General features: G+C 72.7%; 26 protein-coding genes. 24 read left to right on the top strand and 2 right to left on the bottom strand.

Annotated features, from left to right (window positions below; all coding sequences use genetic code 11):
- The first annotated feature begins 1 nt into the window (after position 1).
- The 19 genes from J4G33_RS11055 (at position 2) to J4G33_RS10965 (ending at position 19,995) form a co-directional block, all read left to right on the top strand.
- Positions 2-187: a type Z 30S ribosomal protein S14 gene (locus J4G33_RS11055; protein WP_208056027.1), complete on the top strand. Its 186-nt coding sequence runs from the start codon at positions 2-4 to the stop codon at positions 185-187.
- 67 nt (positions 188-254) lie between these two features.
- Entirely contained in the window at positions 255-653 is a 399-nt protein-coding gene (gene rpsH, locus J4G33_RS11050) for a 30S ribosomal protein S8 (RefSeq protein ID WP_208056026.1), read from the top strand.
- 23 nt (positions 654-676) lie between these two features.
- Positions 677-1,213 (top strand): 50S ribosomal protein L6, encoded by a 537-nt coding sequence (gene rplF, locus J4G33_RS11045; RefSeq protein WP_208056025.1) that lies wholly within the window; start codon positions 677-679, stop codon positions 1,211-1,213.
- A gap of 1 nt (position 1,214) precedes the next feature.
- On the top strand, positions 1,215-1,586 hold the full coding sequence (gene rplR, locus J4G33_RS11040) for a 50S ribosomal protein L18 (RefSeq protein WP_208056024.1): 372 nt from the start codon (positions 1,215-1,217) through the stop codon (positions 1,584-1,586).
- Positions 1,587-1,626: 40 nt separating this feature from the next.
- Entirely contained in the window at positions 1,627-2,256 is a 630-nt protein-coding gene (gene rpsE / locus J4G33_RS11035) for a 30S ribosomal protein S5 (RefSeq protein WP_208056023.1), read from the top strand.
- Complete coding sequence (gene rpmD, locus J4G33_RS11030) at positions 2,256-2,438, top strand: 50S ribosomal protein L30 (RefSeq protein WP_208056022.1); 183 nt, start codon at positions 2,256-2,258, stop codon at positions 2,436-2,438. Before rpsE ends, rpmD begins: the two co-directional genes overlap by 1 nt.
- Positions 2,439-2,440: 2 nt before the next feature.
- Entirely contained in the window at positions 2,441-3,196 is a 756-nt protein-coding gene (gene rplO, locus J4G33_RS17180; RefSeq protein ID WP_243758974.1) for a 50S ribosomal protein L15, read from the top strand.
- A gap of 158 nt (positions 3,197-3,354) precedes the next feature.
- Positions 3,355-4,653, top strand: a complete 1,299-nt coding sequence (secY, locus tag J4G33_RS11020; protein WP_208056021.1) for a preprotein translocase subunit SecY — start codon at positions 3,355-3,357, stop codon at positions 4,651-4,653.
- Positions 4,650-5,225 (top strand): adenylate kinase, encoded by a 576-nt coding sequence (locus tag J4G33_RS11015; RefSeq protein ID WP_208056020.1) that lies wholly within the window; start codon positions 4,650-4,652, stop codon positions 5,223-5,225. The genes secY and J4G33_RS11015 overlap by 4 nt, the downstream gene beginning before the upstream one ends.
- A 13-nt stretch (positions 5,226-5,238) precedes the next feature.
- Positions 5,239-6,063, top strand: coding sequence for a type I methionyl aminopeptidase (gene map, locus J4G33_RS11010; RefSeq protein ID WP_208056019.1), 825 nt, complete (start codon positions 5,239-5,241; stop codon positions 6,061-6,063).
- A gap of 46 nt (positions 6,064-6,109) precedes the next feature.
- Positions 6,110-8,668, top strand: a complete 2,559-nt coding sequence (locus J4G33_RS17830; RefSeq protein ID WP_307793859.1) for a LuxR C-terminal-related transcriptional regulator — start codon at positions 6,110-6,112, stop codon at positions 8,666-8,668.
- A 195-nt stretch (positions 8,669-8,863) separates the two neighbouring features.
- Positions 8,864-15,715 carry an SdrD B-like domain-containing protein gene (locus J4G33_RS11000; RefSeq protein WP_208056018.1) on the top strand — a complete coding sequence of 2,284 codons (6,852 nt, stop codon included), beginning with the start codon at positions 8,864-8,866 and terminating at the stop codon, positions 15,713-15,715.
- 155 nt (positions 15,716-15,870) lie between these two features.
- Positions 15,871-16,092 carry a translation initiation factor IF-1 gene (gene infA, locus J4G33_RS10995; RefSeq protein WP_024286981.1) on the top strand — a complete coding sequence of 74 codons (222 nt, stop codon included), beginning with the start codon at positions 15,871-15,873 and terminating at the stop codon, positions 16,090-16,092.
- Positions 16,093-16,173: 81 nt separating this feature from the next.
- Positions 16,174-16,287, top strand: coding sequence for a 50S ribosomal protein L36 (gene rpmJ / locus J4G33_RS10990; RefSeq protein WP_003956441.1), 114 nt, complete (start codon positions 16,174-16,176; stop codon positions 16,285-16,287).
- 198 nt (positions 16,288-16,485) lie between these two features.
- Positions 16,486-16,863: a 30S ribosomal protein S13 gene (gene rpsM, locus J4G33_RS10985; RefSeq protein WP_208056017.1), complete on the top strand. Its 378-nt coding sequence runs from the start codon at positions 16,486-16,488 to the stop codon at positions 16,861-16,863.
- An 80-nt stretch (positions 16,864-16,943) separates the two neighbouring features.
- Positions 16,944-17,345: a 30S ribosomal protein S11 gene (gene rpsK / locus J4G33_RS10980; protein ID WP_208056016.1), complete on the top strand. Its 402-nt coding sequence runs from the start codon at positions 16,944-16,946 to the stop codon at positions 17,343-17,345.
- Positions 17,346-17,514: 169 nt separating this feature from the next.
- Complete coding sequence (locus J4G33_RS10975) at positions 17,515-18,519, top strand: DNA-directed RNA polymerase subunit alpha (protein WP_208056015.1); 1,005 nt, start codon at positions 17,515-17,517, stop codon at positions 18,517-18,519.
- A 67-nt stretch (positions 18,520-18,586) separates the two neighbouring features.
- On the top strand, positions 18,587-19,147 hold the full coding sequence (gene rplQ, locus J4G33_RS10970) for a 50S ribosomal protein L17 (protein ID WP_208056014.1): 561 nt from the start codon (positions 18,587-18,589) through the stop codon (positions 19,145-19,147).
- A 92-nt stretch (positions 19,148-19,239) separates the two neighbouring features.
- On the top strand, positions 19,240-19,995 hold the full coding sequence (locus tag J4G33_RS10965; protein ID WP_307793858.1) for an alpha/beta fold hydrolase: 756 nt from the start codon (positions 19,240-19,242) through the stop codon (positions 19,993-19,995).
- On the opposite strand, the gene J4G33_RS10960 is transcribed toward J4G33_RS10965, so the two are convergent.
- Positions 19,992-20,786 (bottom strand): ROK family protein, encoded by a 795-nt coding sequence (locus J4G33_RS10960; protein ID WP_208056013.1) that lies wholly within the window; start codon positions 20,784-20,786, stop codon positions 19,992-19,994. The genes J4G33_RS10965 and J4G33_RS10960 overlap by 4 nt on opposite strands.
- 202 nt (positions 20,787-20,988) lie before the next feature.
- Between J4G33_RS10960 and truA the strand changes: the two genes are divergently transcribed.
- Complete coding sequence (truA, locus tag J4G33_RS10955; RefSeq protein ID WP_243759002.1) at positions 20,989-21,867, top strand: tRNA pseudouridine(38-40) synthase TruA; 879 nt, start codon at positions 20,989-20,991, stop codon at positions 21,865-21,867.
- A complete protein-coding gene (locus J4G33_RS10950; protein WP_208056011.1) occupies positions 21,864-22,577 on the top strand; it encodes a GAF and ANTAR domain-containing protein in 714 nt (237 codons plus the stop codon). The genes truA and J4G33_RS10950 overlap by 4 nt, the downstream gene beginning before the upstream one ends.
- Positions 22,578-22,618: 41 nt before the next feature.
- Here the strand turns inward: J4G33_RS10950 and J4G33_RS10945 are convergent, their stop codons facing one another.
- Positions 22,619-23,050, bottom strand: a complete 432-nt coding sequence (locus J4G33_RS10945; protein ID WP_208056010.1) for a DUF5709 domain-containing protein — start codon at positions 23,048-23,050, stop codon at positions 22,619-22,621.
- An 85-nt stretch (positions 23,051-23,135) separates the two neighbouring features.
- On the opposite strand from J4G33_RS10945, the gene J4G33_RS10940 reads away from it, so the two are divergent.
- The 3 genes from J4G33_RS10940 (at position 23,136) to rpsI (ending at position 26,085) form a co-directional block, all read left to right on the top strand.
- The gene (locus J4G33_RS10940) at positions 23,136-24,830 is read left to right on the top strand and encodes an ATP-binding cassette domain-containing protein (protein ID WP_208056009.1); all 1,695 of its coding nucleotides are present in this window, start codon (positions 23,136-23,138) and stop codon (positions 24,828-24,830) included.
- A gap of 275 nt (positions 24,831-25,105) precedes the next feature.
- The gene (gene rplM / locus J4G33_RS10935; RefSeq protein ID WP_208056008.1) at positions 25,106-25,549 is read left to right on the top strand and encodes a 50S ribosomal protein L13; all 444 of its coding nucleotides are present in this window, start codon (positions 25,106-25,108) and stop codon (positions 25,547-25,549) included.
- A 47-nt stretch (positions 25,550-25,596) separates the two neighbouring features.
- Positions 25,597-26,085, top strand: coding sequence for a 30S ribosomal protein S9 (gene rpsI, locus J4G33_RS10930; protein WP_208056007.1), 489 nt, complete (start codon positions 25,597-25,599; stop codon positions 26,083-26,085).
- Positions 26,086-26,107: the final 22 nt, after the last annotated feature.

Here is a 26,107-nt window from a genome sequence, read left to right as displayed (position 1 = left end):
CATGGCGAAGACTGCCCTCATCAAGAAGGCGGCACGCAAGCCCAAGTTCAGCGTGCGCGCCTACACCCGGTGCCAGAAGTGCGGCCGTCCGCACTCGGTCTACCGCAAGTTCGGCCTCTGCCGGATCTGCCTGCGCCAGATGGCGCACCGTGGTGAGCTTCCCGGCGTCACCAAGAGCAGCTGGTAACAACTACGTCGCAGGTCCCCTTGCGCACTAGCGCGGGGATACCCCGGCGAGGAAGGGCACAAGCCCGATGACGATGACCGACCCGATCGCAGACATGCTGACCCGTCTGCGTAACGCGAACTCCGCGTACCACGACTCCGTGACGATGCCGTTCTCGAAGCTGAAGTCTCACATCGCTGAGATCCTCCAGGCCGAGGGCTACATCGCGAGCTGGAGCGTCGAGGACGCGCCGGTGGGCAAGAACCTCACCATCCAGCTCAAGTTCGGCCCGAACCGTGAGCGCTCGCTCGCGGGTGTGCGCCGCGTGTCCAAGCCGGGCCTGCGTGTGTACGCGAAGTCGACCAACCTGCCCCGTGTGCTGGGCGGCCTCGGCGTGGCGATCCTGTCCACGTCCTCCGGCCTCCTGACCGACAAGCAGGCCGCCACGAAGGGCGTAGGTGGGGAAGTCCTCGCCTACGTCTGGTAGCCCGAGACCGAGAGGAGAGAACCATGTCTCGAATTGGCAAGGTCCCCGTCCCGGTCCCGACCGGCGTGGACGTCACCATCGACGGCGCCGCGGTGACCGTCAAGGGCCCCAAGGGACAGCTGTCCCACACCATCCCCGCGCCGATCACGGTCGTGCAGGAGGACGGCACCCTCGTGGTCGCCCGACCTGACGACGAGCGTGCGTCGCGATCGCTGCACGGCCTCACCCGGACGCTGCTCGCCAACCTCGTCACCGGCGTCACCGCCGGCTACGAGAAGAAGCTCGAGATCGTCGGGACCGGCTACCGCGTGACCGCCAAGGGATCGGACCTCGAGTTCGCCCTCGGCTTCAGCCACCCGGTCGTCGTGCAGGCCCCGCAGGGCATCACCTTCGCTGTCGAGTCGCCCACCCGTTTCTCGGTGAGCGGCATCGACAAGCAGCAGGTCGGCGAGGTCGCTGCGAACATCCGCAAGATCCGCAAGCCCGAGCCCTACAAGGGCAAGGGCGTGCGCTACGCCGGCGAGGTCGTCCGCCGCAAGGCCGGAAAGGCTGGTAAGTAACGTGGCACTCACCATTCGTGGCAAGGGCAAGGCAGTAGCCCGCGCCCGCCGTCACCTGCGACTGCGCAAGAAGGTCTCAGGCACCCCGCAGCGTCCCCGCCTGGTCGTGAGCCGGTCCAGCCGGCACATGGTCGCCCAGGTCGTCGACGACTCGGTCGGCCGCACGGTCGCCTCCGCGTCGACCCTCGAGGTCGACCTGCGCGCCCTGGACGGCGACAAGGTCGCCAAGGCCAAGCGTGTCGGCGAGCTCATCGCCGAGCGCGCCAAGGCCGCCGGCGTCGAGGCCGTCGTCTTCGACCGTGGTGGGAACAAGTACCACGGCCGGGTCGCAGCGGTCGCCGACGGCGCCCGCGAGGGCGGGCTGTCCCTGTGACGACGACCACCACTCCCGTTCGGAAGAAGAGGATTCACTGATGGCTGCACCTCAGCGCAGCAACACCGGCGGTCAGGCCGGCGGCGGCCGTGACGGCGGTCGTCGGGACGGCGGCGGTCGCCGCGGCGACGCGCCCGACAAGAGCGCCTTCCTCGAGCGCGTGGTGACCATCAACCGCGTCTCGAAGGTCGTCAAGGGCGGTCGACGCTTCAGCTTCACGGCGCTTGTCGTCGTGGGCGACGGCGACGGCACCGTCGGTGTCGGCTACGGCAAGGCCAAGGAGGTGCCCGCCGCGATCGCGAAGGGCGTCGAGGAGGCGAAGAAGAGCTTCTTCCGCGTCCCCCGCATCCAGGGCACGATCCCGCACCCCATCACGGGTGAGGCCGCGGCCGGAGTCGTCTTCCTGCGGCCCGCGTCCCCGGGTACCGGTGTGATCGCCGGTGGACCGGTGCGCGCCGTCCTGGAGTGCGCCGGGATCCACGACGTGCTCTCCAAGTCGATGGGCTCGACCAACGCGATCAACATCGTGCACGCCACGGTGGCTGCTCTGCGCGGGCTCGAGGAGCCCGAGGCCGTGGCCGCTCGTCGTGGCCTGCCCCTCGAGCACGTCACGCCGGCCTCGATGCTGCGTGCCCGTGCCAAGGGCGTCGCCGCGAAGGCAGGTGCCTGATGGCTCGTCTCAAGGTGACCCAGACCAAGTCCGCCATCGGCGGCAAGCAGAACCAGCGCGACACGCTGCGGACCCTCGGCCTCAAGCGCATCGGCGACGTCGTCGTCAAGGAGGACCGTCCTGAGATCCGCGGCATGGTCGTCACGGTGGCGCACCTCGTCACCGTCGAGGAGGTCGACTGACCATGGCAGACAGCACCAAGGACCCGTCCGAGGACACCTCGGCCGCGGCTCCCACCAAGAAGCCCGCGAGCAAGACGGCTGCAGCGAAGACCGCGGCGGCCGACAAGCCCGCCAAGGCCAAGAGCAGCACCACGAAGTCCGCCGGGACGGCCAGCAAGGCCAAGACCGAGGGCTCGGCCGCCAAGGCCGAGAAGCCGAGCACGTCCGCAGCCAAGGCCTCCGAGCCCACGGCGTCGGCGTCGAAGGCCCCCGCGGCGAAGGCATCGACGACGAAGTCCTCGGCCACCAAGGGGTCGTCGACCACCGAAGGTGCCGGCGGCACGCTCAAGCTGCACCACCTGCGGCCTGCACCCGGCGCGAAGACCGCCAAGACCCGTGTGGGTCGTGGTGAGGCGTCCAAGGGCAAGACCGCCGGACGAGGCACCAAGGGCACCAAGGCCCGTTACCAGGTGCCTGAGCGGTTCGAGGGCGGGCAGATGCCGCTGCACATGCGGCTGCCCAAGCTCCGTGGGTTCAGGAACCCGTTCCGCGTGGAGTACCAGGTGGTCAACCTGGACAGCCTCGCCTCGCTGTACCCGCAGGGTGGCGACGTGACGGTCGAGGACCTCGTGGCCAAGGGCGCGGTCCGCAAGGGCTCGCCGGTCAAGGTCCTCGGCAGCGGCGACGTGAGCGTCAAGCTCAACGTCCAGGTGCAGGCGGTCTCGGCCTCGGCCAAGGAGAAGATCCTCGCCGCTGGCGGGTCCGTCGACCAGGACTGAGATGGACCAGGGGCCGGGACGCGACGCGCGACCCGGCCCCTGTGCCGTCCCGGGTCGGACGTCGGTTAGGGTTCCAAGCGGCCTCCCGCGGGTGATCAACCCGTACGCCGGGGCACCGGCATGACGACACACCGCTCTCGGGCGGAGCAGGAGGACTAGTGCTCAGCGCATTCGTGCGGGCGTTCCGGACGCCCGACCTGCGGCGCAAGCTGCTGTTCACGATCTCCATCATGGTGATCTTCCGGGTGGGGTCCTTCATCCCGACCCCGGGTGTGGACTACGGCAACGTGCAGCAGTGCGTCGCGTCGATGGACGGCACCAACGACCTGCTCGGTCTGGTGAACCTGTTCAGCGGTGGGGCGCTGCTCCAGCTCTCGGTGTTCGCGCTGGGGATCATGCCGTACATCACGGCGAGCATCATCACCCAGCTGCTGCGCGTGGTCATCCCGCGCTTCGAGGCCCTCCACAAGGAGGGCCAGCAGGGCACCGCCCAGCTCACCCAGTACACGCGGTACATGACGATCGGGCTGGCGATCCTGCAGTCGACCACCGTCATCACGGTCGCCCGCAACAACCTGCTCTTCCCCGAGTGCCCTGTGCCGCTCATCCCGGACGACTCGGTCACCACGATCGTCCTCATGGTCATCACGATGACCGCCGGCACCGCGCTGATCATGTGGCTCGGGGAGCTCATCAGCGAGCGGGGCATCGGCAACGGCATGTCGCTCCTGATCTTCACCTCGATCGCGGCCACCTTCCCCGGTGCGATGTGGTCGATCGCCGGTGGCGAGAACGGCCTCACGAACTTCGTGATCGTGATGCTCGTGATCCTGCTCGTGATCGCCCTCGTGGTCTTCGTCGAGCAGTCCCAGCGACGCATCCCCGTGCAGTACGCCAAGCGGATGGTCGGCCGGAAGATGTACGGCGGGTCGAGCACCTACATCCCGATCAAGATCAACATGGCGGGGATCATCCCGGTCATCTTCGCCTCCTCGTTGCTCGCGATCCCGGGTCTCGCCGCTCAGTTCGGCGACCAGACCGCGGGGTGGGTGATCTGGTTGTCGACCTACGTCGCCGCTCCCGAGGCCCCGCTGCACATCGCGCTCTACCTGGTCCTCATCATCTTCTTCGCGTACTTCTACACAGCGATCACGTTCAACCCGGACGAGGTCGCAGACAACATGAAGAAGTACGGCGGCTTCATCCCGGGCATCCGGGCAGGGCGCCCCACGGCCGAGTACCTCGACTACGTGATCTCCCGCATCACCGCTCCCGGGTCGGTCTACCTCGCCTTCGTCGCCCTCATCCCGCTGCTCGTGTTCATCTGGCTCGGGGTCGGCGCGAACATCCCGTTCGGCGGGGCGTCCATCCTCATCGTCGTCGGCGTGGGCCTCGAGACCGTCAAGCAGATCGAGTCTCAGCTCCAGCAGCGGCACTACGAAGGGTTCCTGCGGTGAGCTCACGTCTGGTGATCATGGGCCCGCAGGGAGCCGGCAAGGGCACCCAGGCCCAGCGGCTCGCCGAGCGGCTGGGCGTCCCGGCGATCTCGACCGGCGACATCTTCCGCGCCAACATCAAGGGCGGCACCGAGCTCGGTGTCCTCGCGCAGTCGTACACCTCCAAGGGAGACCTCGTGCCCGACGAGGTCACCAACGCGATGGTGCGGGACCGGCTCGGTCAGTCCGACGCGGCCGGCGGCTTCATCCTCGACGGGTACCCGCGCAACGCCGCGCAGGTCGTCGAGCTCGACGACATCCTCACCAGCCTCGGGGTGGCCCTCGACCGCGTGGTCGAGCTGACCGCCGACCGGTCCGAGCTCCTCACCCGGCTGCGCCAGCGGGCCGAGACCGAGGGCCGTGAGGACGACACCGAGGAGGCGATCGCCCGGCGGCTGGACATCTACGCCGAGCAGACCGCTCCGCTCACCTCGGCCTACGCCGAGCGTGGCCTCCTCGTCCGCGTCGACGGGATCGGCACCATCGACGAGGTCACGGCCCGCGTGGTCGCCGCGTCGACCCCTGCGGCCTGAGGGCTCTCCGCCGATGTTCGGACGCGAGAAGATCGAGTACAAGACGGCCGCGCAGGTGCAGACCATGCGTCGTGCGGGCCTCGTCGTGGCCGACATCCACCGCACCGTCCGCGAGGCGATGCGGCCCGGCGTGACGACGGCCGACCTCGACGACGTCGCCGCCGCGACCCTCGCCGAGGCCGGGGCGACGTCCTCCTTCCTCGGGTACCACGGCTACCCGGCGTCGATCTGCGTCTCGGTCAACGACGAGATCGTGCACGGCATCCCCGGTCCGCGGGTGCTCGGGCCCGGCGACGTGGTCTCGGTCGACTGCGGCGCGGTCGTGGACGGGTGGCACGGCGACGCAGCCTTCACCACCGTCCTCCCCGACGCCGATCCCGGTGACCTCGCACTGAGCGACGCCACCGAGCAGGCCATGTGGGCCGGGATCGCGGCCCTGGCCAAGGGCGACCGGCTCGGCGTCGTGGGCGATGCCGTCGAGGACGTGGTGGCGGCCTCCGGCACGGGCTACGGGATCGTGCAGGAGTACGTCGGACACGGGATCGGCAGCGCCATGCACCAGCCACCGGAGGTGCTCAACTACCGGACCCGCGACAAGGGCCCGCGGCTCCGGGCCGGGCTCTGCGTGGCCGTCGAGCCGATGCTGACCCGGGGATCGCGGGCCACGCAGGTGCTCGAGGACGACTGGACGGTCGTGACCATGGACGGTCAGCGTGCCGCGCACTGGGAGCACACCGTGGCCATCGGGCCCGAGGGCGTGTGGGTCCTGACCGCCCCGGACGGCGGCGCCGAGCGGCTCGCCGCCCTCGGCGTGACCATCGCGCCGTGGGAGCCCTAGGGACGCACCGGACTGCTGCGGCAGCCAGGATCGAGGAGGAGGCGCCGTGCCGCGCGAGGCCGGGAAGGTCGGATCGGACGACGAACTGATCGAGCGGGCCGGCCTCCTGGCGCGGGTCGAGGACGGGTCGCGGCTCACGGTGCTCCGCGGTCCGAGGGGCTCGGGCAAGAGGGTCCTGGTCGACCAGTGGGTCGCGGCGTGCCGGTCCCGTGAGCGCCGGGTGCTCCGCGTCGAGGTCGACCCGGGGCACGCCGAGGCGGCCGAGGTGTGGACCGAGGTCCTGTCCCGGCTCGGCGTCGAGAGCGACCCAGGGCGCAGCGTCGCGCGGCAGGTCCTCGACGTCCTCGAGCGCCAGACCGTCCGCGCCGTCCTGGTCGTGGAACGTGCCGAGCTGCTCGCGGACGACACCCTCGACCGGGACCTGATGACCCTGCTGCGCCGGTGCCCGGCGACTCGTGTGCTCGTCTCGACCGAGGTGCTGCGCCCGGTCGAGGTGCTCGGTCGGGTCGAGCACGCCGCGACGGTTCTCACAGCCCCCGACCTCGCCCTCTCGGCGGCGGAGGTGCGCACCCTGCAGAAGGGGCCGTCCGCCCTGCAGGGCACGGCGCGAGCGCTGCCCGGTGGCCCCGAGGGCGACCCCGACGAGGACGCCGCGGGCCTCGCCGACGCCGAGGAGATCCGCCGCACCTACGACGGGTGGACCGGACCGACGGTCGCGCTGGTGCGGGACCCCGGGGGCGTCGCGGCACGGGACTTCGTGCGGTACGTCCTCAGCACGCTCGAGCCGGTCCCGCTGCGGAGGCTGGCGTCGCAGCTCGCGCTCCTCCCGCGCCTGCACCGTGGCATCGTGGTCGCCCTCGCGGCGGAGGCAGGCCTCGACCAGGAGAACGACGTGGTCGGCCAGCTGGTCGACTCGGGTCTGTGCGTCGCGGTCGGCCCGGACGCGGACGCCCCGCTCGAGCAGGCCCCGGGCGTCCGGGACGCGCTCCAGGGAGCGCGAGCGGACGCCACGCTCGGTGCGGAGGAGGTCGCCCTGCTGCGGTGGGCCGCGCGGTGGTACCTGGAGCAGGGCCTGCCGGACGCCGCAGCCGAGGCCGCCTGGCTGGCCGAGGACCACGAGACGATGGTGACCGTGCTCGACCTGCACTGGCCGAGCCTCGCGGTGCACCACGGCAACCGTCTGGGCACCTGGATCGGTGGGGTGCCTGAGGAGCTGCTCCTGGCGCGCCCGTCGATCGCGCTCGTCCGGACCCTGCTCGTCGAGTTCCCCTCCGACGCGGTCGGCGCCGAGGCCTTCGCGGGCACGCTCGGGGCCGGCCTCGTGGACCGGCCCATGCAGGACACGCTGACCGAGGGCGTCGCGCTCCTCGTCGCACTCCGTTCCGCGCGCCAGCCCCTGCTCGCGGTGCCTGTCGTCGACCAGCAGCGGGCCCTCGCCCGCGACGAGCCCGAGGGCTGGGTCGCGCTCGCCCCGGACCTGCGGTCGTTGCTGTACGTCCAGTGGGGCCTGGTGAGCCTGCTGGCGGGGGACCTCACCCAGGCGGTGCGCGACTTCCAGGAGGGGTACTGGACCGGCCGGTCCACGGACACGTCCTACGTCGCCCGCAACGGCGCGACCAACGCCGCCCTGGTCCACGCCCTGCACGGAGACCGGGCCCGGGCTCGGCGGTGGCTCGACCGGGCGTCCGGCCTCCCGCGGGCGGAGGGGTTCCTGCGGCAGTTCGTCGAGGAGTGGGACCCCCTGGTCGAGGCACTGCTGGCGAGCGAGGCGGGGGAGCTGGCCGAGGCGGACGTGGCGCTGGCGGGTTTCACGTCCCTGGAGGGTGCACACCCCGGGTGGATCGTCGAGGCCTACGTCCGCGCCCATCTTGCGGTCTACGGCTCGCGTCCCCGCGAGGTCGCGGCCGAGCTCGCGAACCACGCCATGGCGGAGCCCGAGACAGGCCAGGTGGGCTCCTTGGCCCACGGGCTGCTGACGTCGGTGGCGGTGGACCTCGACCTCCGGCTGGGACGGTCGGCCCACGCCCAGGAGCTACTCGACGGGGCAGGGGAGGGGCACCTGCTCCGGGCTGCGCGCGCGCGTCTCGCCCTGGCGGTGGGGGACCCCGAGACAGCCAAGGTCGAGGCGGCCGCCGGGCTGGTGTCCCCTGAGGCCTACGGGTTCCGCCGGGTGGACCTGCTGGTCGCCCTCGCCGTGGCGGAACGTCGACTCGATCCCCGGGGCGGCGTGGAGCACTTCGCCGACGCCGTGGGACGGGCGCGCCGTGACGAGTGCTGGCGAGGCATCGCCACCGCGCCTCGGGCGGACGTCCTCGCCCTGGCACGAGCGGCGGGGGACGTCCCGCTGCCCGACTGGGTGGTGCGGGCCCCCGAGGCGATGCCCGACCTCGCGGTGGTCCAGCTCAGCGAGCGCGAGCGGCTGGTCCTGATCGAGCTCGCCCGCACCGCTTCTCACCAGGAGATCGCCCAGACCCTGGTGGTGTCGATCAACACCGTCAAGACGCAGGTGCGCAGCATCTACCGCAAGCTCGGCACGAGGACGCGGTCCGAGACCCTCGCTGCGGCCCTCGCCCACGGGTTCTCCCTCACCTCCGACGCGTCCTGAGCCGACCCACCGGGGGTACCGCCCTCGGTCCGAGGACGGTGGCCGTGGCTCGGCGTCCGGGCGCACCAGGCCGCCTCCTCGGTTCACCTCGGCTTTCATCTCGTGCTTCCCCCACGGCGCGACGAGGAGTCACGAGGAGCACCCGGCCGTCGGTCGGGGCCCTGGACGTGACCCCGACTCCTGATGGACGTGACGATGACCCGCGCTGCTCTGCTGCCGTTCTCCCGTGCCCGACGCGACTCGAGGCGTGGGGCGGCCCGCGGGCTCGCCGCCCTCCTCGTCGCGGTCGTGACGATGGGCCTGGCGACGGTGGGTGTCGCGGCTCCCGCGGCCGCGGACCCGGCAGCCCGGTTGCAGCTCACGGCGAGCGGCATGATCCCTGCGCCCGGGCTCACCGGCGAGGACGGCGTCTACACCCTCGACAGCGACCGCGCGCGCGACGCGCAGCAGTTCGCGCTGTCCTACACCTGCCCGGCCGACGGCGCCGACGGCTGCCTGGGCGCAGCGTTCACCCTGGGCCTCGAGGACCTCGTCCTGGAGGCCTGGCTCACGCCGAGCGCCACGTCCCCGGGGGCCTACACGGTGACGCACCTCGACGCCGGGGGCGTGGAGGTCCCGGCCGGCAGCGGCGTCCTGGCGGACGTCGCCGCGATCCGCATCCGGTTCGCCGACGAGGTCGCGGGCACCGCGGGTCTGGTGAGCGGCACCACCGGCAACCTCCTGCTGCGCGCCGTGGTCCGCCCCCCGGTGGGCGGGGGGGAGCAGACCGGCACCGTGGTCGTGACCCCCGAGGACGAGACCGGCAGCGGCCCCGTCGCAGGCATCAGCGTGACGACCACCTTCGTGCCCGTGCTGTCGACGGAGACCGCGAAGTCCTGGGCCCAGGGCTCCTGGTTGTCGGGCCAGGGGGCGAGCACGGCCGACACCGCATCGATCCTCGGGACGAACGCGGGCGAGCCGACGCGGACCCTGACGATCACCGAGCCGGCCGACCCGACGGCGGTGCCCGCCGGCGCTGCGGCCTTCAACCTCGTCGCGCTGACCGGGGCCGAGATCACCCAGTGGCCTGCGGGCGCCACCTCCCTGGTCCTGACCACGTGGGCCGACGGCGTCGAGCAGGCGACCTCTCCCGCGCTGGCCGACCTGGCCGAGGCGAACGCGTGGCTCGCCGCCCTGGCGTCCCCGCGGGACGTGACCGGGCTGCGCGCGGTCTTCGCCGCGCCGGAGGGTGCCCACATCGCCACCGGGGCCGCGGCAGGGCTGGAGCTGAGCACCGAGCAGTGGGGGGACGACGCCGGGTCCGTCCTCGCCCGTCACGGCACGGTGGACTTCGACTCCGGCGGTGGCCCGTCGGACAGCTTCGGGGTGCTGAGGATCGAGAACACCGCACGGACCGTGGCCACCTCCGGCATCACGGGGGAGGCGCCGGGCACCTCCCAGGACACCGCCCTCGCCGAGATCCTGGACCCGCGCCCGTACGCGAGCTCGACGAAGCGGTACACGGCGCCGGGGTCGGGGGATGCCCTGACCGAGGTGCCCGTCGGCTCGTACGCCGTCGCGACGATCACGGGGACCAACTGGACCCGTCAGGGCGTCGACTCCCTCAGCCTGGTCGAGCGCCCCGCCCAGGGCGACCTCGACGCCAACCCGCCGGCCCTCGGCCTCGGGGACATCGACGGCGCCATGTTCGCCGACTCCGGCCTCGTCTTCGCGGGGTTCGGCGACGGGTTCGTCGACGGCGACCCGGCGTCGGGGCCGAACGGCACCGGCCTGGTCTGGCCGAGCGACGCGGAGGAGCTCGAGCTCACCGTGACCTCGGCGGCCGGCACAGCGACGGTGACCCTCGTCCCCGGTGATCTGCTGCCGGGGCTGGGCGCGCTCACCGCCCCCCAGAGCATCGGGTCCTGGGCGGCCGTCACCGGCCTGACCGCGACCTTCGTGGACCGCGGCGGTGACCCGATCCCGACCGGTGCGCGGGCCTCGCTCCCGTACCTGCTCACCCCGGGCGCGGACGCAGAGCCGGGCGTGTACGCGAACCACGTCCTCGCCACGACGTCGATCGGCGGCGAGGTCTCCGGGGTCGCGCCCCGCACGCCGGACAGCGGCAACCGCCCCGTCTCGCGGGCCGACCTCGGGGTCGAGGCTCCGAGCGTGGGGGCCGAGATCACCAAGCGGATCCCGCAGGGGTACGTCTCGACCGCGCCAGGCTCGACCGTGCTGGCCGTGCTCCAGGCCACCTCGGTGCCGGGCAACACGAACCCGACCTCGCTGATCATCGAGGAGAGCGCCGACGCCTCACCGCGCTGGTGGGCCGTCATGGCTCCGACCTCGATCGACCTGCAGGTCGCGGCCGGGGACGAGGCGACCGTCTCCTTCCGCGACGCGGCCGGCGACTGGAACGTGCACGGCACCTACACGGACACCACCGACGTCGCCCTCGGCGACACCTCGGCGTGGACCGGGCTGCGGGTCGAGCACCGTCGGGCCGCGGGCTTCGAGGGATCCAGCCGCGTGCAGGCCCTCGTGACCTTCGCGGTGCGGCCGTCGCCCACCTCGGGCGCGGCGGTCGCTCCCGGTGAGCTGCTGGTCAACTGCGCGCACGCCGTCGGCTCGGTCGAGTACGGCGGCCAGGTGTACTCCGACCGCAGCGGGCCGGCCTGCGACGAGGTCGAGGCCTACGACGCGGGCGCCGGCGGCCCCGCCGCCCTGGTGAAGAGGATCGCCGGCGACGTCACCGAGGGCGGTCGGGGGCAGCTCGCCGCGCGCCTCACCTGGGGCACGCGGGGGACCGGCCACGGCTCGGTCACGGTGACGGACGGCAACGACCTCACCGCGGGCGACCCCGCCACGGGGGCGAGCAGCAGCTTCTGGGACAGCTTCGACCTGGACGCCGTAGGACGGATCACCTCCGGGCCCGCCGCCGGGACGGGGGCCTACGACCCGTACCTCGTGTTCGACCAGATCACCGCGGTCGAGTACTTCGACACCACCGACGCGAGCTGGAAGCCGGTCGGGGCGGCCGCCGTCCCGTACGCGGGTGCAGCTGCAGGGCCCGGCAACGACTGGGTCGTGATGCCTCGGATCGACCTGAGTCCCGCCGAGCGGGAGGTCGCGGGAGGGGTCCGGCTCGTCTACTCGCCGCTCTCCGACGTCGAGCGCGCCGCCGTCGTCGGCGCCCTCGCGGCGCAGGGTGACTGGCGGGCCTCGCTCGCCCCGAGCCTGGTGACCGGCGAGGTCGCGAGCTCGGTCCATCCCGCGCGGGGGATCGTCCTCGCGGTGTCGCTGCGCGACGTCTCGCGGGCCGACGGCACGGTGATCAACGACGCCCTCGAGTACAACGTCCCGGGGGAGCCGGGCAGGGTCGTCAACGACGCCGAGGTCGCCGGGGACGGGACGCGCCTGGGCGGGCCGGTCGGTCACGTCGAGGACCGGACCGTGGACATCACCCCTGCTGTCCTCGCGGCCGCCACCACCAAGGACTGGCGGCGCGCGGCGGACAACTCCGCGGGCGGGGCGGACAACTCCGAGGTCCGCGAGCTGCCGTTGCCCGTCGACGCCGACGCGCCGGTGTGGCCGACGGCGACCCTCACCGTGACGGGCCGCAACGCGAGCCCCGTGCCGGTCGACCTCCTGACCCTGCACGAGCCGGCCCTCACCGACCTGGACGACCTCGTCTCCGAGGGCGCGCCGTTCGGCTGGTTCGACGTGACCGACGTCGTGGGACTCACCCCCGTGGGCGACGTCCCCGGCGCGACGGGGCTGACGGTGCAGCTGCACGAGCACGTCCCCGCGACCGACGACGTCGTGAGCCGCCAGGTCACCCGGGACGAGCTCCTGGCGATGTCGACCGAGCAGCTCGCCGACGTCGTCGGCATCACGGTCGAGTACGAGGGCCGCATCCCGCGGTCGCTCACGGCCCAGGTGGGTCTCGAGCTCGTGACGCAGCTCCGCGCGGAGCACCGGGTGACCGGCGTCGCGCCCGGGCCGGGGCTCGCCATCGACAACCAGGTCCGAGCAGAGGTGCGTGACCAGCGGGTGTGCGTGGCCGAGAACGACGGCGACGACGGCACGACTGCCACGCCGGACTGCGCGATGGACCCGGCCTCCGCGACGGCGCAGGACACCCTGACGATCGCCGACGCCGAGGTGAAGGCCTTCGTGACGAAGAGCATCGACCGGGCGACCGTGCACCGTGACGCCGACCATGACCTCGAGGTGCGCCTCGACGTCCAGAGCTTCGGCAACAGCGCCGCCGAGAGCCTCGAGCTGGTCGACGCCGATCCGCGCTTCTACAACGCGGTGGGACTGACCGGCGCCCGGCTGGACGCCCTGGTGGGCGGGGCCGAGGAGGCGCGTCTGGAGGTCGTCCTGCGGGACGAGGGCCTCACCGTCACGACCGCCGGGGAGTACTCGGGGGCGCTGAACTGGGTCGAGGCGGACGTACGGTCCGGTCCGGGGGAGCTCGTCCTGGGGCAGGACACCGCCGGGGCAGCCTGGTCCGACGTCATCGCGGTGCGCGTGACGATGGTCGACACCGACGGCGAGCTGATCCTGAGCCCGGGCACCGACCTGGGTGTCGTGGTCCTCGCGGGCCGGCTGCGCCCTGCCCTGCTGAGCGGGGGACTGCCGAGCGCCGTGGGTGCGCCGGCCGACTGGGCCGACGAGTCCGCGACCAACCCGGGGGAGACGGTGACGGGCCGCGTGACGAACGTGGTCACCGGTCAGGCCTACCGGACGGGCGTGACCTCCGGGACGCGGACCGAGCACACCGACACCCTCGAGGTCCGGGCCGGCCGCGCCCAGCTGTCGATGGACAAGCAGGCGGCTCCCTCGGGCGGCTACGCCCCGGGGGACATGGTCGACTACACGATCACCGTGGCCAACGGTGCCCCGGTCGCCACGGGGGCGGACGTCCTGGGTCTGGTGGTCGTCGACCACCTGCCCGCGGACGAGTCCCTCGACTTCGTCGACTCCTCGACCTGGGCGGTCGCGGTCTCCCCGGGCCCCGACCAGCTCGGGCTGCCGGTGGTCACGCACGACACGACGGCCCGGACGGTGACCTTCACCTGGCCCGAGGACGCGCGCCTCGCGCCGGGGCAGACCGTCACCATCGACCTGAGCCTGCGGCTCTCGCAGCAGCTGTCGACCATCCAGGTCGTCAACCAGGCGTCCGTGACCGCGACCGGCCGCCCCGTCTCGGGGAACTCGTCCGACCCGGGATCGGCCTCCTCGTGCGCGGCGCCGTCCACCTACGACCCCGGCACGGAGACGTGCACCAGGAGCTCGGCCGCCCTCGTGCTGGGTGGTGCGGACACCTTCGTCTCGCAGAAGTGGGTGAGCACGGGTCGGGGAGCGGTCCACACCGTCGACCCGTCCGCCACCTGCGCGCCCCGGGGCCCCGGGGCCGACGCGACCTGGTTCCGCTTCCCGTGCTCGGCCGAGGTGCTCGCGGGCGGGACGATCGACTGGAAGGTCGAGGTCACCAGCCTGGCCTCGGCACCGACGCCTCGCCTCGAGATCATCGACATGCTGCCGACCCCGGGCGACTACTCGCCGCTGACGACGGGATCGCGCGGGAGCGCCTGGACCCCTCGGTGGGACGGCGTGCTGCCGGTGCTCGACGCGACGTCGGCCGCGCACCCCGGTGCCGAGCTCACGGTGTGGGTGACGACCGAGCCGCACCGCGCGGGTCAGACCACCGGGTCCACCGCCTTCGACCCCGTCCCCGGGACGTGGACCGAGGTCACGGCCGACCTGGCTCCGGCTGCGGCCGCGCAGGTGACAGGCTTCCGGTTCGTCGTCGACCTGGCACCCGGCAACCTCTGGCTCACGGGCCAGAGCCTGGGGGTCGAGTGGTCCATGCTCGCCCCGGAGGGCGGTGCGGCCAACGGGACCGACGCCTGGAACTCGTTCGCCTTCCGCGTCCAGCCCCAGGGCAGTGCGCTGCCCCTGACCTCGGTGCCGCTCAAGGCCGGCATCCGCTACGCGACCCCGACCTACGCCGTGGGCGACAGGGTCTGGCTCGACCGCGACCGTGACGGCCGGCAGGGCGCGGGGGAGCCCGGCGTCGAGGGCGTGCAGGTCCTGCTCTTCCGCGAGGGTGAGACCGAGGCCTGGGCCGTCACGACGACCGGTGCCGACGGGCGGTACCTGTTCGACACGGTCCCCGCGGGGAGCTGGACGATCGGCTTCGTCCTCGACGAGGACCAGGCCGCGCGCTACCGCTTCACCCAGCCGCTGCAGGGGACGGACGGCCACACCGACTCCGACGCTGCCGTGACCGAGGCCCCCAGGGTGAGCAGGACCGCGGTCTTCGACCTCGGCCCCGGGGCGGCCAACCCGTTCCAGCGTCCTGCGGCGCCGTCGGACGGGATCGCCGCGGACCACCTCGACCCGACGCGCGACGCGGGTCTGGTCGAGCTGCCCGTGCGGGTCGGCGACCGGGTCTGGTTCGACACCGACGGCGACGGCCTGCAGGGGCCGGGTGAGCCCGGCATCGCCGGGGTCGTCCTGGTCGTGCGGAACCCGGACGGCACGCAGGTCCGCGACGTGACGGGGGCGCTGGTCGGTCCCCGGACCACCGACGCCAACGGCGACTACCTGTTCGAGGGGCTGCCGCCGGGTCGCTACCGCGTCACGATCGACACCGCGGCCTCGGCGCGGGCGCTCGCAGGCCTGAGCCCGACGCGCAGCGACGCGGGGGACGACCGTGCGATCGACTCCTCGACCTGGCGTGCCTGGTCGCGGACCCTCGTCGGGGGAGAGGAGGACCTGACCCTGGACTTCGGCTTCGTCGTCGACACCTCGGGCAGCGACGGGTCCCCCGACGGCGGCGGCGGGACGGACGAGGAGGTGCCCGGCGGGACGGGTTCCGGGGACGAGCGCCCTGGTGCCGGCGCGCAGACCGAGGCCTCGGCCCCGGCCGGTCGGCTGGCCTGGACCGGGCCGGGCGGGATGCTCGGCCTCGTCCTCACGGCAGCGCTCCTCGTGACCGCCGGAGCGGTCCTCACGGCCCGCTCGGGGGTGATCCGGGGCCGTTTCCGATGAGGCTGAGGATGGCGTAGGATGGTCCGTTGGGTGTGCGACTTCGGTCATGTCCGGTCCGTCCGGTGCAGCACACGTCACCCCACGTCTCGTCGAACGGCTCCGGCCGGTCGTCCGCGGCGCGGTCCTGCAGGAGTCCCAGAGAGTTAGCGGAGGATATGGCGAAGAAGGACGGTGTCATCGAGATCGAGGGCAGCGTGGTCGAGGCCCTGCCGAACGCGATGTTTCGCGTGGAGCTGGCGAACGGCCACAGGGTGCTCGCCCACATCTCGGGCAAGATGCGTCAGCACTACATCCGGATCCTCCCCGAGGACCGGGTGGTTGTTGAGCTGAGCCCGTACGACCTGTCCCGTGGCCGGATCGTCTACCGCTACAAGTAGTCCGCCGGCGCCCTCCGGGCGCCCCGACGACACTGTCGCCCGTCGCACGCTAGTGCGCGTGCGGCGGCGGAGGAACGAGCAATGAAGGTCAAGCCCAGCGTCAAGAAGATCTGCGACAAGTGCAAGGTGATCCGCCGGCACGGTCGCGTGATGGTCATCTGCGACAACCTGCGGCACAAGCAGCGCCAGGGCTGAGCCCCGGCGTCCCGGCTCACCCCGGGGTGCACCAGGTCGACAGATCGACCCGACGGCCCGCCTCGGCGGGCAGTCATCAGCGCACGGTCAGCGCTCATCGCCCTCAGGCGTGAGGCAACCCCCGGTCGGAGGCCGGGGCCCGCACCAGCGGGAAGACCGTGCGGAAGACCTCCGACGTAGTACAGGAGCACCTGGCACATGGCACGTCTCGTCGGCGTCGACCTCCCCCGCGACAAGCGGCTCGAGGTAGCGCTCACCTACATCTACGGCGTCGGCCGTACCCGCGCCCAGCAGACGCTGGCCGCCACGGGGATCAGCCCCGACCTTCGCGTCAAGGACCTCGGTGACGCCGAGCTGGTCGCCCTCCGCGACCACCTCGAGGGCAACTTCAAGCTCGAGGGTGACCTCCGCCGTGAGGTCGCCGCGGACATCCGCCGCAAGGTCGAGATCGGCAGCTACGAGGGCATCCGGCACCGCCGCGGGCTGCCCGTCCGTGGTCAGCGGACCAAGACCAACGCGCGTACCCGCAAGGGCCCCAAGCGCACCGTGGCCGGCAAGAAGAAGGCCCGCAAGTAGTAGCAGTCCGTCTGCGTGGACAGCACGGCTCGCCGTGCACCCGGACGGTCCGACGACCTCAGACCAGGAGAAGAACCGCTATGCCTCCCAAGACCCGCACCGCGTCGCGCAAGCCGCGTCGCAAGGAGAAGAAGAACATCGCCGTGGGCCAGGCCCACATCAAGAGCACGTTCAACAACACGATCGTCTCGATCACCGACCCTGCCGGGGCCGTGATCGCGTGGGCCTCCTCGGGCCAGGTCGGCTTCAAGGGCTCGCGCAAGTCGACGCCCTTCGCCGCCCAGCTCGCCGCCGAGGCCGCCGCGCGCCGCGCGCAGGAGCACGGCATGAAGAAGGTCGACGTCTTCGTCAAGGGCCCCGGCTCGGGCCGTGAGACCGCGATCCGCTCGCTCACCGCGGCCGGCCTCGAGGTCGGCTCGATCCAGGACGTGACGCCCCAGGCGCACAACGGCTGCCGTCCGCCCAAGCGCCGTCGCGTCTGACGTGGCTCAGGGCCGGACGAGGGCACCCCTCGTCCGGCCCTGAGCAGGTCTGCTGGTGAGCCCGGCTCCCGCAGACCCCTCATCTCGACCCTGCCGGGTGGACCGAGATCCAGCAGGCCGCACAGCGTGATGCGTCATATGGCGGACGCACACTGAGAGGAACACCACCGTGCTCATCGCACAGCGCCCCACCCTGACCGAAGAGGTCCTCACCGACAGCCGTTCGCGGTTCGTCATCGAGCCGCTCGAGCCTGGCTTCGGCTACACCCTCGGCAACTCCCTGCGCCGCACCCTCCTGTCCTCGATCCCGGGGGCCGCGGTCACCTCGATCCGCATCGACGGCGTGCTGCACGAGTTCAGCACCGTGACCGGTGCCAAGGAGGACGTCACCGAGGTCATCCTGAACATCAAGGAGCTCGTCGTCTCCTCGGAGAACGACGAGCCCGTCGTGATGTACCTGCGCAAGCAGGGCCCCGGGACGGTCACCGCCGCGGACATCACCCCGCCCACCGGCGTCGAGATCCACAACCCGAACCTGCACATCGCCACCCTCAACGGCAAGGGCAAGCTCGAGATCGAGCTCACGGTCGAGCGCGGTCGCGGCTACGTCTCGGCCTCGCAGAACAAGGCCTACGACTCCGAGATCGGCCGCATCCCGGTCGACTCGATCTACTCGCCCGTGCTCAAGGTGACCTACAAGGTCGAGGCGACCCGTGTCGAGCAGCGCACGGACTTCGACAAGCTGATCGTCGACGTCGAGACCAAGTCGGCCATCTCGCCCCGCGACGCGCTGGCCTCGGCCGGCAAGACGCTCGTCGAGCTCTTCGGCCTGGCCCGTGAGCTCAACGTCGAGGCCGAGGGCATCGAGATCGGCCCGTCGCCGACGGACGCCGCGCTCGCGGCCGACCTGGCCCTGCCGATCGAGGAGCTCCAGCTCACGATCCGTTCGTACAACTGCCTCAAGCGCGAGGGCATCCACGCCGTGGGCGAGCTCGTGGCCCGCAGCGAGGCGGACCTGCTGGACATCCGCAACTTCGGTGCGAAGTCGATCACCGAGGTCAAGGAGAAGCTCCAGGGTCTCGGACTGTCCCTCAAGGACAGCCCGATCGACTTCGACCCCACCGCCGCGGCGTACTACGACGACAGCGAGTACACCGAGGACGAGCCGTCCTGACCCCGTGCAGGGCCGTCCGGTGAGACCGAGCGGCCCGCAGATCTTCGAGAACTGAGGAGTACAGACCATGCCTACGCCCACCAAGGGTCCGCGGCTCGGCGGTGGCCCGGCGCACGAGCGGCACATCCTCGCCAACCTGGCGACGAGCCTGTTCGAGCACCGCCGCATCACCACCACGGAGACCAAGGCCAAGCGGCTGCGCCCGCTGGCCGAGCGCCTCATCACCTTCGCCAAGCGTGGCGACCTCGCCTCGCGCCGCCGGGTGCTCGCGACCGTGCGCTCCAAGGAGGTCGTGCACGAGCTGTTCACCGAGATCGCCCCGGCCATGGCCGAGCGTCAGGGTGGCTACACGCGCATCACGAAGGTCGGGAACCGCAAGGGCGACAACGCCCCCATGGCCGTCATCGAGCTCGTGATGGAGCCCGTCAGCGCCAAGCAGGCGACCGTGCGCGAGGCCGAGAAGGCCACCAAGAAGTCCGCGGCGAAGACCGCCGAGCCGGTCGAGGACGAGCCCACGGCCGAGGAGACTCCCGCTGAGGAGACCCCCGTCGAGGAGACCGCCACCGAGGAGACCACCGAGGCCCCGGCCGAGGAGTCGACCGAGGCTGCGGAGACCGACAAGGCCTGATCCCAGGTCACCCCGGCACGCCGGCACCGCAGGGCCCGGACCGTCACGGTCCGGGCCCTGCGGCGTCCTCCGCGCTTCGGTAGCGTGCGGGAGTGCCCTCATCCCCCCTGCCCGTGGTCCTCGTCCACGGGGCACGGGTCTCCCGGACCATGTGGCGCCCGCAGGTCGACGCCCTCACCCGCCTCGGACGGCCCCATCTGGCCATCGACCTCCCGGGTCACGGCCGTCGCCTCGAGGAACGGTTCGACGTCAGACGCGGTCTGGACGCGATCGACGAGGCCGTCGAGCAGGTGGGGGGCAGGGCGGTGCTGGTCGGGCTCTCCCTGGGGGGCTACCTCGGCATCGCCTACGCGGCCCGCCACCGTGACCGGGTCGCCGGGCTCGTCGCCGCCGGCTGCAGCACGGACCCCGACACGTGGCTGACGGGCGCCTGGCTACGGCTGGCCCGGGGGATCGCGCGCCTGCCGGACCGCGGCGCGTGGCTCAACCGCACCCTGGTCGAGCGGGCGCTGCCCGAGGAGGGCGCCGCAGCGCTGGCTGAGGGCGGCTTCGCGCTCGACGTGATGGTCGACCTCCTGCGGACCATCCGCGAGGTCCGGCTCCTCGAGGACCTCGCCCGCACGCGGTGCCCGGTCTGGGTCGTGAACGGCAGGTGGGACCACTTCCGTACCCAGGAGCGACGGCTGGTCGACTCCTGCCCGGACGGGCGGCTGGTCACGGTGCGGGGGGCCACCCACCTGGTCAACGTCGTCCGGCCCGTGGGCTTCACCCGCGTCCTGCTCGAGGCCCTCGACGAGCTCGACGAGCTCGAGCGGGCCAGGGAGGGCCACGAGGCCCGGCACGCCTAGGCCGAGGCGTCGTCCGTGCGGATGCCGGGCAGCGACCACGCGCGGACCCCGCCGACGATCCCCGCGGAGTTGGGCACCACCACCACGTCGTCTCCGAGGGCTGCGAGCACGGTGGGGGTGATCCGCCGCCCGTTGCCCCCGCCCAGGTAGAGGCGGTCCCAGCGGACCACCGGGCGCAGGCCCTCGACGGCACGCCGCACCCGCCGGGACCACGACCCGTCACCGAGCCGACGTCGTTCGTGCTCGCCGAGGTAGCCGTCGTAGGTCACGCCGCGGCGGACCGGGGCGTGGGACAGCTCGAGGTGCGGGGCGAGGCGTCCGCCGTCGAACAGCGCGGATCCCAGACCGGTGCCCAGCGTCAGGACCAGCTCGACCCCTGCGCCGGAGACGACGCCGGCACCGTGCACCTCGGCGTCGTTGAGCACCAGGGTGGGCAGCCCGAGGGCGGAGCCCATCGCGGCCGCGACGTCGTGCCCCGACCAGGCGTCCACGAGCCCGGGGTCGACGCGGGTGCGCGGACCGGCCCGCGTCACGTAGTGCGGGGTCGCGATGACCACGCCGTGCCGGATCATCCCGGGCATGCCGATCGTCGCCCGTTGTGCGGCGGGCAGGTCCCCTGCGATCGCGAGCACCGTCTCGACCAGGCGCTCGGGAGGCAGGGGGTACGGGGTGGGCACCCGCACGGCGGGGACGTGCAGGGTGCCGGCCGCGTCGAGCACCGAGGCCTTGATCCCGCCGCCCCCGCAGTCGACCGCGAGGGTACGCGGCGTGGCCGGGGCCGGGTCGGTCATGGGCCGAGCGTACGACGCCGGTGCGGACCTGCGGGGCGGCAGGGGCGTCCCGACGGGTGCCGCACGGTGGGTAGCGTTGACCCGTGACCACGAGGACCGCGCCGTGAGCCCAGCAGACCCAGCACCGCCGGCCCCGGTCCAGGCCACCCCGGCACCTGAGGGCACAGCGACCGCAGCGGCCCCACCGGTCCCCGAGGACGGGCTGGTGCGGGTGCGCCTCGACCTCTCCTACGACGGCACCCGCTTCGCCGGGTGGGCGAGCCAGCCCTCCCTGCGCACGGTCCAGGGCACCCTCGAGGCGGCCCTGGGCACCGTGCTGCGGTGCGTCGAGCCGCGGCTCACGGTCGCCGGGCGCACCGACGCCGGGGTGCACGCCCGGGGCCAGGTCGCGCACCTGGACCTCGAGTCCGAGACCTGGTTCGCCGTGCGCGGCCGCCAGACCGCGCCGCCGGGGGTCGCCCTCACGCGGCGCCTCGCCGGGGTGCTCCCTCCCGACGTCGTGGTGCACCGCGCCGACCGGGCCCCGGCAGGTTTCGACGCGAGGTTCTCGGCCCTGCGCCGGCGCTACGCGTACCGCCTGGCCGACGACCCGCGGGCGGTGGACCCGCTGCGCCGTGACCACGTCCTGAGGCACCGGCTGCCGCTCGACGAGGCGGCGATGGACCGCGCCGCCCAGCCCCTGGTCGGGCAGCACGACTTTGCGGCCTTCTGCCGCCCCCGCCCCGGGGCGACGACGATCCGGACCCTCGAGGGGCTCGAGGTCCGGCGGCCGCGCGCGGGGGCAGACGCCGGCCTGGTGGTGCTGGGCGTCACGGCCGACGCCTTCTGCCACTCGATGGTGCGTTCCCTGGTCGGGGCGCTGCTGGCCGTGGGTGAGGGGCGTCGCTCCGAGGGCTGGCCCGCCGAGCTCCTGACGAACGGTCGCCGCGGGGTGCTCGTCGCCCCGGCGGCCGGTCTGACCCTCGAGGGGGTCGAGTACCCTCCGGACTCAGGGCTCGCGTCACGTGCGACGACGACGCGGGCCCGCCGTACCGAGGAGGCCCGGGCACCGAGGACCGGGGCCAGTCAGGAGATGACATGACCGACGTCCGCCGCAGCGCCGACCGGGTGACCCTGGCCGGGGTCTTCGTCGAGCTCGCCTCGACCCTCGTCGGGCCGTACGAGGTCTCCGACCTCGCCCAGCGACTGGTCGACCGCGCCGTGGACCTCCTGGACGTCTGGGCGGCCGGTCTGCTCCTCCTCGACCCGGGGTCGACCCCCAAGGTGCTCGCCGCGAGCACCCACCAGGCTGAGCTCCTCGAGCTCGTCCAGGTCCAGTCGGGGCAGGGGCCGTGCCTGGCCGCGATGGACCAGGACGACGTCGTCGTGGTGGAGGACCTCGCCGCCGTCGAGCAGGAGTGGCCCCAGTGGGTGGCCGGGGCACGTGCCATCGGGGTCCGGCAGGCCTACGGCATCCCGCTGCGGCTGCAGGGGCAGACGGTGGGGGCCCTGAACCTCTTCCGCACCGGCACCGACGGCCTGGCTGCCGAGGACGTCGCCGTCGCCCGGGCCATGGCTGACGTCGCGACCGTCGGCATCATCCAGCACCGGGTGCTCGACCGCGCCGAGAGCCTCACGACCCAGCTCCAGGGCGCCCTGCACTCGCGGATCGTCCTCGAGCAGGCCAAGGGCCGGCTCGCGGAGCGCGAGGGCATCACGGTGGCCGAGGCGTTCGTCGAGCTGCGGCGCCGCTCGCGCGAGACCTCGACACCGTTGAGCGTCGTGGCCCGGGCACTGGTCGAGGAGGGCTAGCCGCCCCGGGGGAGCCCGGTCGACACCGCGTCGGGCGGTCCCTAGACGGGGTACTCGTCCTCGACCACGTGCACGGCGGCCTCCTCGACGCTCGCGGCCCCGCCGTCGATCCCGACGTCCTGGGCCATGAGGCTCGCCGCCGAGGCTCCGGAGGGCTCGCTCTCGTCCACCGCGAGGCGCCCGGCCCGGTCGGGCTCGCTCGCTCCGGCGTCGGGCGCGTCGACCGTCTCCCACACCTCGGGCTGCTCCTGGTCGAGGCGGTCGTCCAGGCTGTCTCCCTTGCGCTCCTCCTCGGCCGTCTCGAGCCGGTAGGGGTTGGGCGGGTGGTCGGGCGGCGAGTAGCCCTCGTCGAGCACGTTCTCCACCCCGCGGTCGAGCAGGGTGTCCTCCTGCTGCAGCTGGTCGGTGTCGCCCTCGGCGGCGGACTCGGGGTCGGGGGAGGTGGCCGGGGTGTCGCCGTAGTTCTCGCTCATGGCTCCACCGTCGCACCGCCGTGCGGGGACCGCATCCGGGGGTATCGCGTGGACGGGACGGGCGCGGGCAGAGGAGACTCCGGGCATGGGACACCTCGACATCAGCGGCGTCGGCTACGTCCTGCCCGACGGCCGTCCGCTGCTCGCCGGGGTCGACCTGCGCGTGGGCCAGGGCAGTCGTGTGGCCCTGGTCGGGCCCAACGGGGCGGGCAAGACGACCCTCGTGCGCATGGTCGCGGGCGACGAGCAGCCCCACCAGGGAGCCGTCGCGCGGACCGGGAGCATGGGCGTCATGCGGCAGTTCGTGGGCCGCATCGACGACGACCGCTCGGTGCGTGACCTGCTGGCCTCGTTGTCCCCTGAGGCTGTGCGGCAGGCAGCCGTCGAGCTCGCGGCGGCCGAGCTGGCGATCATGGAGGTCGACGACACCCCGGCGCAGATGCGCTACGCCCAGGCCCTCGCGGACTGGGCCGACGTCGGCGGGTACGACGCCGAGCTCGGCTGGGACCGCGTGACCGATGCCGTGCTCTCGCTGCCCTTCGAGCGTGCTCAGCACCGCGAGGTGCGCACGCTCTCGGGCGGCGAGCAGAAGCGGCTGGTCCTCGAGGCGCTGCTGCGCGGACCGGACGAGGTGCTGCTGCTCGACGAGCCCGACAACTACCTGGACGTCCCCGCCAAGCGGTGGCTCGAGCGGGCCCTGGTGGACTCGGGCAAGACCGTGCTGTTCGTCAGCCACGACCGCGAGCTCCTCGCCCGGACCGCCACGCACGTCGCGAGCCTCGAGCCGACCCCGGCCGGCTCGACCCTGTGGGTGCACGGGGGAGGGTTCTCGACGTTCGGCCAGGCCCGCGCGGACCGCCAGGCCCGTCTCGAGGAGATGACCCGGCGGTGGGAGGAGCAGCACACCGCACTGCGGGACCTGGTGAGCGCCCTGAAGAACAAGGCGGCCTTCAACGACGGGCTCGCCTCGCGCTACCAGGCGGCCCAGACCCGTCTGCGCAAGTTCGAGGAGGCCGGGCCGCCCCAGGTCATGGCGAAGGAGCAGGACGTCCGGGTGCGTCTGGTCGGCGGGCGCACCGCCAAGCGGGCCGTGGTGGTCGAGGCGCTCGAGCTCACCGGGCTGATGCGCCCGTTCGACGCCGAGCTGTGGTTCGGCGAGCGGGTCGCGGTGCTCGGAGCGAACGGCTCGGGCAAGTCGCACTTCCTGCGGCTCCTGGCGGCCGGCGGCAGCGACCCGGGCCGGGACCACGCGCCGGTCCTGGACGAGGCCCACCGCCGCGGGCACCAGGCCGTGCAGCACACCGGTCGCGCGGTGCTCGGCTCGCGGGTCCGCCCGGGCTGGTTCGCCCAGAACGACACGCACCCCGAGCTCGCCGGTCGCACGCTGCTGGACATCCTCCACCGGGGGGAGGGGGACCGCAGCGGCCTCGGCCGCGAGCCGGCGAGCAAGGCCCTGGACCGCTACGAGCTGGTCGCGGCCGCCGAGCAGACGTACGACACCCTCTCGGGCGGTCAGCAGGCCCGGTTCCAGATCCTGCTGCTCGAGCTCTCGGGGGCGACCCTGCTGCTCCTCGACGAGCCCACCGACAACCTCGACCTGCACTCGGCCGAGGCCCTCGAGCGTGGGCTCGCGAGCTTCGAGGGGACGGTCGTCGCGGTGACCCACGACCGCTGGTTCGCCCGGGGCTTCGACCGCTTCCTGGTCTTCGGGGAGGACGGCGAGGTGCTCGAGCGCGACGAGGCGGTCTGGGAGGTCGCCCGGGTCGAGCGTGCGCGGTGAGCGCCCGGACCAGAGGCCCGAGGGGGTGCGGACGGTGAGCGACCCTCGTCCTCCGGCCGGGCGCCGCGGGCGCTTTTGACCCCCTGGCCCCTGGGCGGGTACTCTGGCGTGTCGTTGTGCGTCCCAGCATCTCTCGTGCGCTCCCACTCGCCGAGATCCGCGGAGGACGACGACGGACGACCTCATCGGGAGACGAGGGGACCTGCGCGTGCTCCGCACGGCGTGCCCCGAGGCCTGATGCCACTCATCAGCTACACGAAACGAAGGCTACGACCGTGCGCACGTACACCCCGAAGCCCGGCGACGTCGAGCGGACCTGGCACGTCATCGACGCGACCGACGTCGTCCTGGGTCGCCTGGCCTCGCAGGTCGCTGTCCTCCTGCGCGGCAAGCACAAGGCGACCTTCGCCCCGCACGTCGACGCCGGTGACTTCGTCATCGTCATCAACGCCGACAAGGTCGCCCTGACCGGCAACAAGCGCGAGCAGAAGCTCGCCTACCGCCACTCGGGCTACCCGGGTGGTCTGCGTGCCATCCCCTACAGCGAGCTGCTCGCCTCCAAGCCCGACCGGGCCGTCGAGAAGGCCGTGCGCGGCATGCTCCCCAAGACCTCGCTCGCCCGCACGCAGATGGGCAAGCTCAAGGTCTACGCCGGGAGCGAGCACCCGCACTCGGCTCAGCAGCCGAAGCCCTTCGAGATCACCCAGGTCGCGCAGTAGGCCCCGGCCCGCTGCCACCATCCATACAGGACGCGAGGACACCACCAGTGGCCGAGACCACCGTCGACATCGACGTTGAGGGCGACGACACGCCCTCCAGTTACACCTCCGAGACCAGTGCCCCCACGGGGCAGGGCCAGAGCCTGACCGCTCCGGCCCAGGCCCTCGGCCGCCGCAAGGAGGCCGTGGCCCGGGTCCGTCTGATCCCGGGCACCGGGCAGTGGAAGGTCAACGGGCGCACGCTCGAGGACTACTTCCCGAACAAGGTCCACCAGCAGCTCGTCAACGACCCGCTCAAGCTGGTCGACGTCGAGGGACGCTTCGACGTCATCGCCCGGATCCACGGCGGCGGCGCCTCCGGCCAGGCCGGCGCGCTGCGTCTCGGCATCGCCCGGGCCCTCAACGAGATCGACGCCGAGCACAACCGCCCGGCGCTCAAGAAGGCCGGCTTCCTGACCCGCGACCCCCGGGTCGTCGAGCGCAAGAAGGCCGGGCTCAAGAAGGCGCGCAAGGCGCCCCAGTACTCCAAGCGCTGATCCAGCGCGCCGACGGCCCCGA

The sequence above is a fragment of the Actinotalea soli genome (genome assembly GCF_017565425.1).
Classification (GTDB): Bacteria; Actinomycetota; Actinomycetes; order Actinomycetales; family Cellulomonadaceae; genus Actinotalea; species Actinotalea soli.
Note: the sequence above shows the minus strand (reverse complement) of the source record. Positions and strands in the feature narration are given on the sequence as shown.

Coding starts and splice junctions, on each gene's coding strand:
- J4G33_RS11055 (WP_208056027.1), top strand. CDS start 2: ATGGCGAAGACTGCCCTCATCAAGAAGGCGGCACGCAAGCCCAAGTTC.
- rpsH (WP_208056026.1), top strand. CDS start 255: ATGACGATGACCGACCCGATCGCAGACATGCTGACCCGTCTGCGTAAC.
- rplF (WP_208056025.1), top strand. CDS start 677: ATGTCTCGAATTGGCAAGGTCCCCGTCCCGGTCCCGACCGGCGTGGAC.
- rpsE (WP_208056023.1), top strand. CDS start 1,627: ATGGCTGCACCTCAGCGCAGCAACACCGGCGGTCAGGCCGGCGGCGGC.
- rpmD (WP_208056022.1), top strand. CDS start 2,256: ATGGCTCGTCTCAAGGTGACCCAGACCAAGTCCGCCATCGGCGGCAAG.
- rplO (WP_243758974.1), top strand. CDS start 2,441: ATGGCAGACAGCACCAAGGACCCGTCCGAGGACACCTCGGCCGCGGCT.
- map (WP_208056019.1), top strand. CDS start 5,239: ATGTTCGGACGCGAGAAGATCGAGTACAAGACGGCCGCGCAGGTGCAG.
- J4G33_RS11000 (WP_208056018.1), top strand. CDS start 8,864: ATGACCCGCGCTGCTCTGCTGCCGTTCTCCCGTGCCCGACGCGACTCG.
- infA (WP_024286981.1), top strand. CDS start 15,871: ATGGCGAAGAAGGACGGTGTCATCGAGATCGAGGGCAGCGTGGTCGAG.
- rpmJ (WP_003956441.1), top strand. CDS start 16,174: ATGAAGGTCAAGCCCAGCGTCAAGAAGATCTGCGACAAGTGCAAGGTG.
- rpsM (WP_208056017.1), top strand. CDS start 16,486: ATGGCACGTCTCGTCGGCGTCGACCTCCCCCGCGACAAGCGGCTCGAG.
- rpsK (WP_208056016.1), top strand. CDS start 16,944: ATGCCTCCCAAGACCCGCACCGCGTCGCGCAAGCCGCGTCGCAAGGAG.
- rplQ (WP_208056014.1), top strand. CDS start 18,587: ATGCCTACGCCCACCAAGGGTCCGCGGCTCGGCGGTGGCCCGGCGCAC.
- J4G33_RS10960 (WP_208056013.1), bottom strand. CDS start 20,786: ATGACCGACCCGGCCCCGGCCACGCCGCGTACCCTCGCGGTCGACTGC.
- J4G33_RS10950 (WP_208056011.1), top strand. CDS start 21,864: ATGACCGACGTCCGCCGCAGCGCCGACCGGGTGACCCTGGCCGGGGTC.
- J4G33_RS10945 (WP_208056010.1), bottom strand. CDS start 23,050: ATGAGCGAGAACTACGGCGACACCCCGGCCACCTCCCCCGACCCCGAG.
- J4G33_RS10940 (WP_208056009.1), top strand. CDS start 23,136: ATGGGACACCTCGACATCAGCGGCGTCGGCTACGTCCTGCCCGACGGC.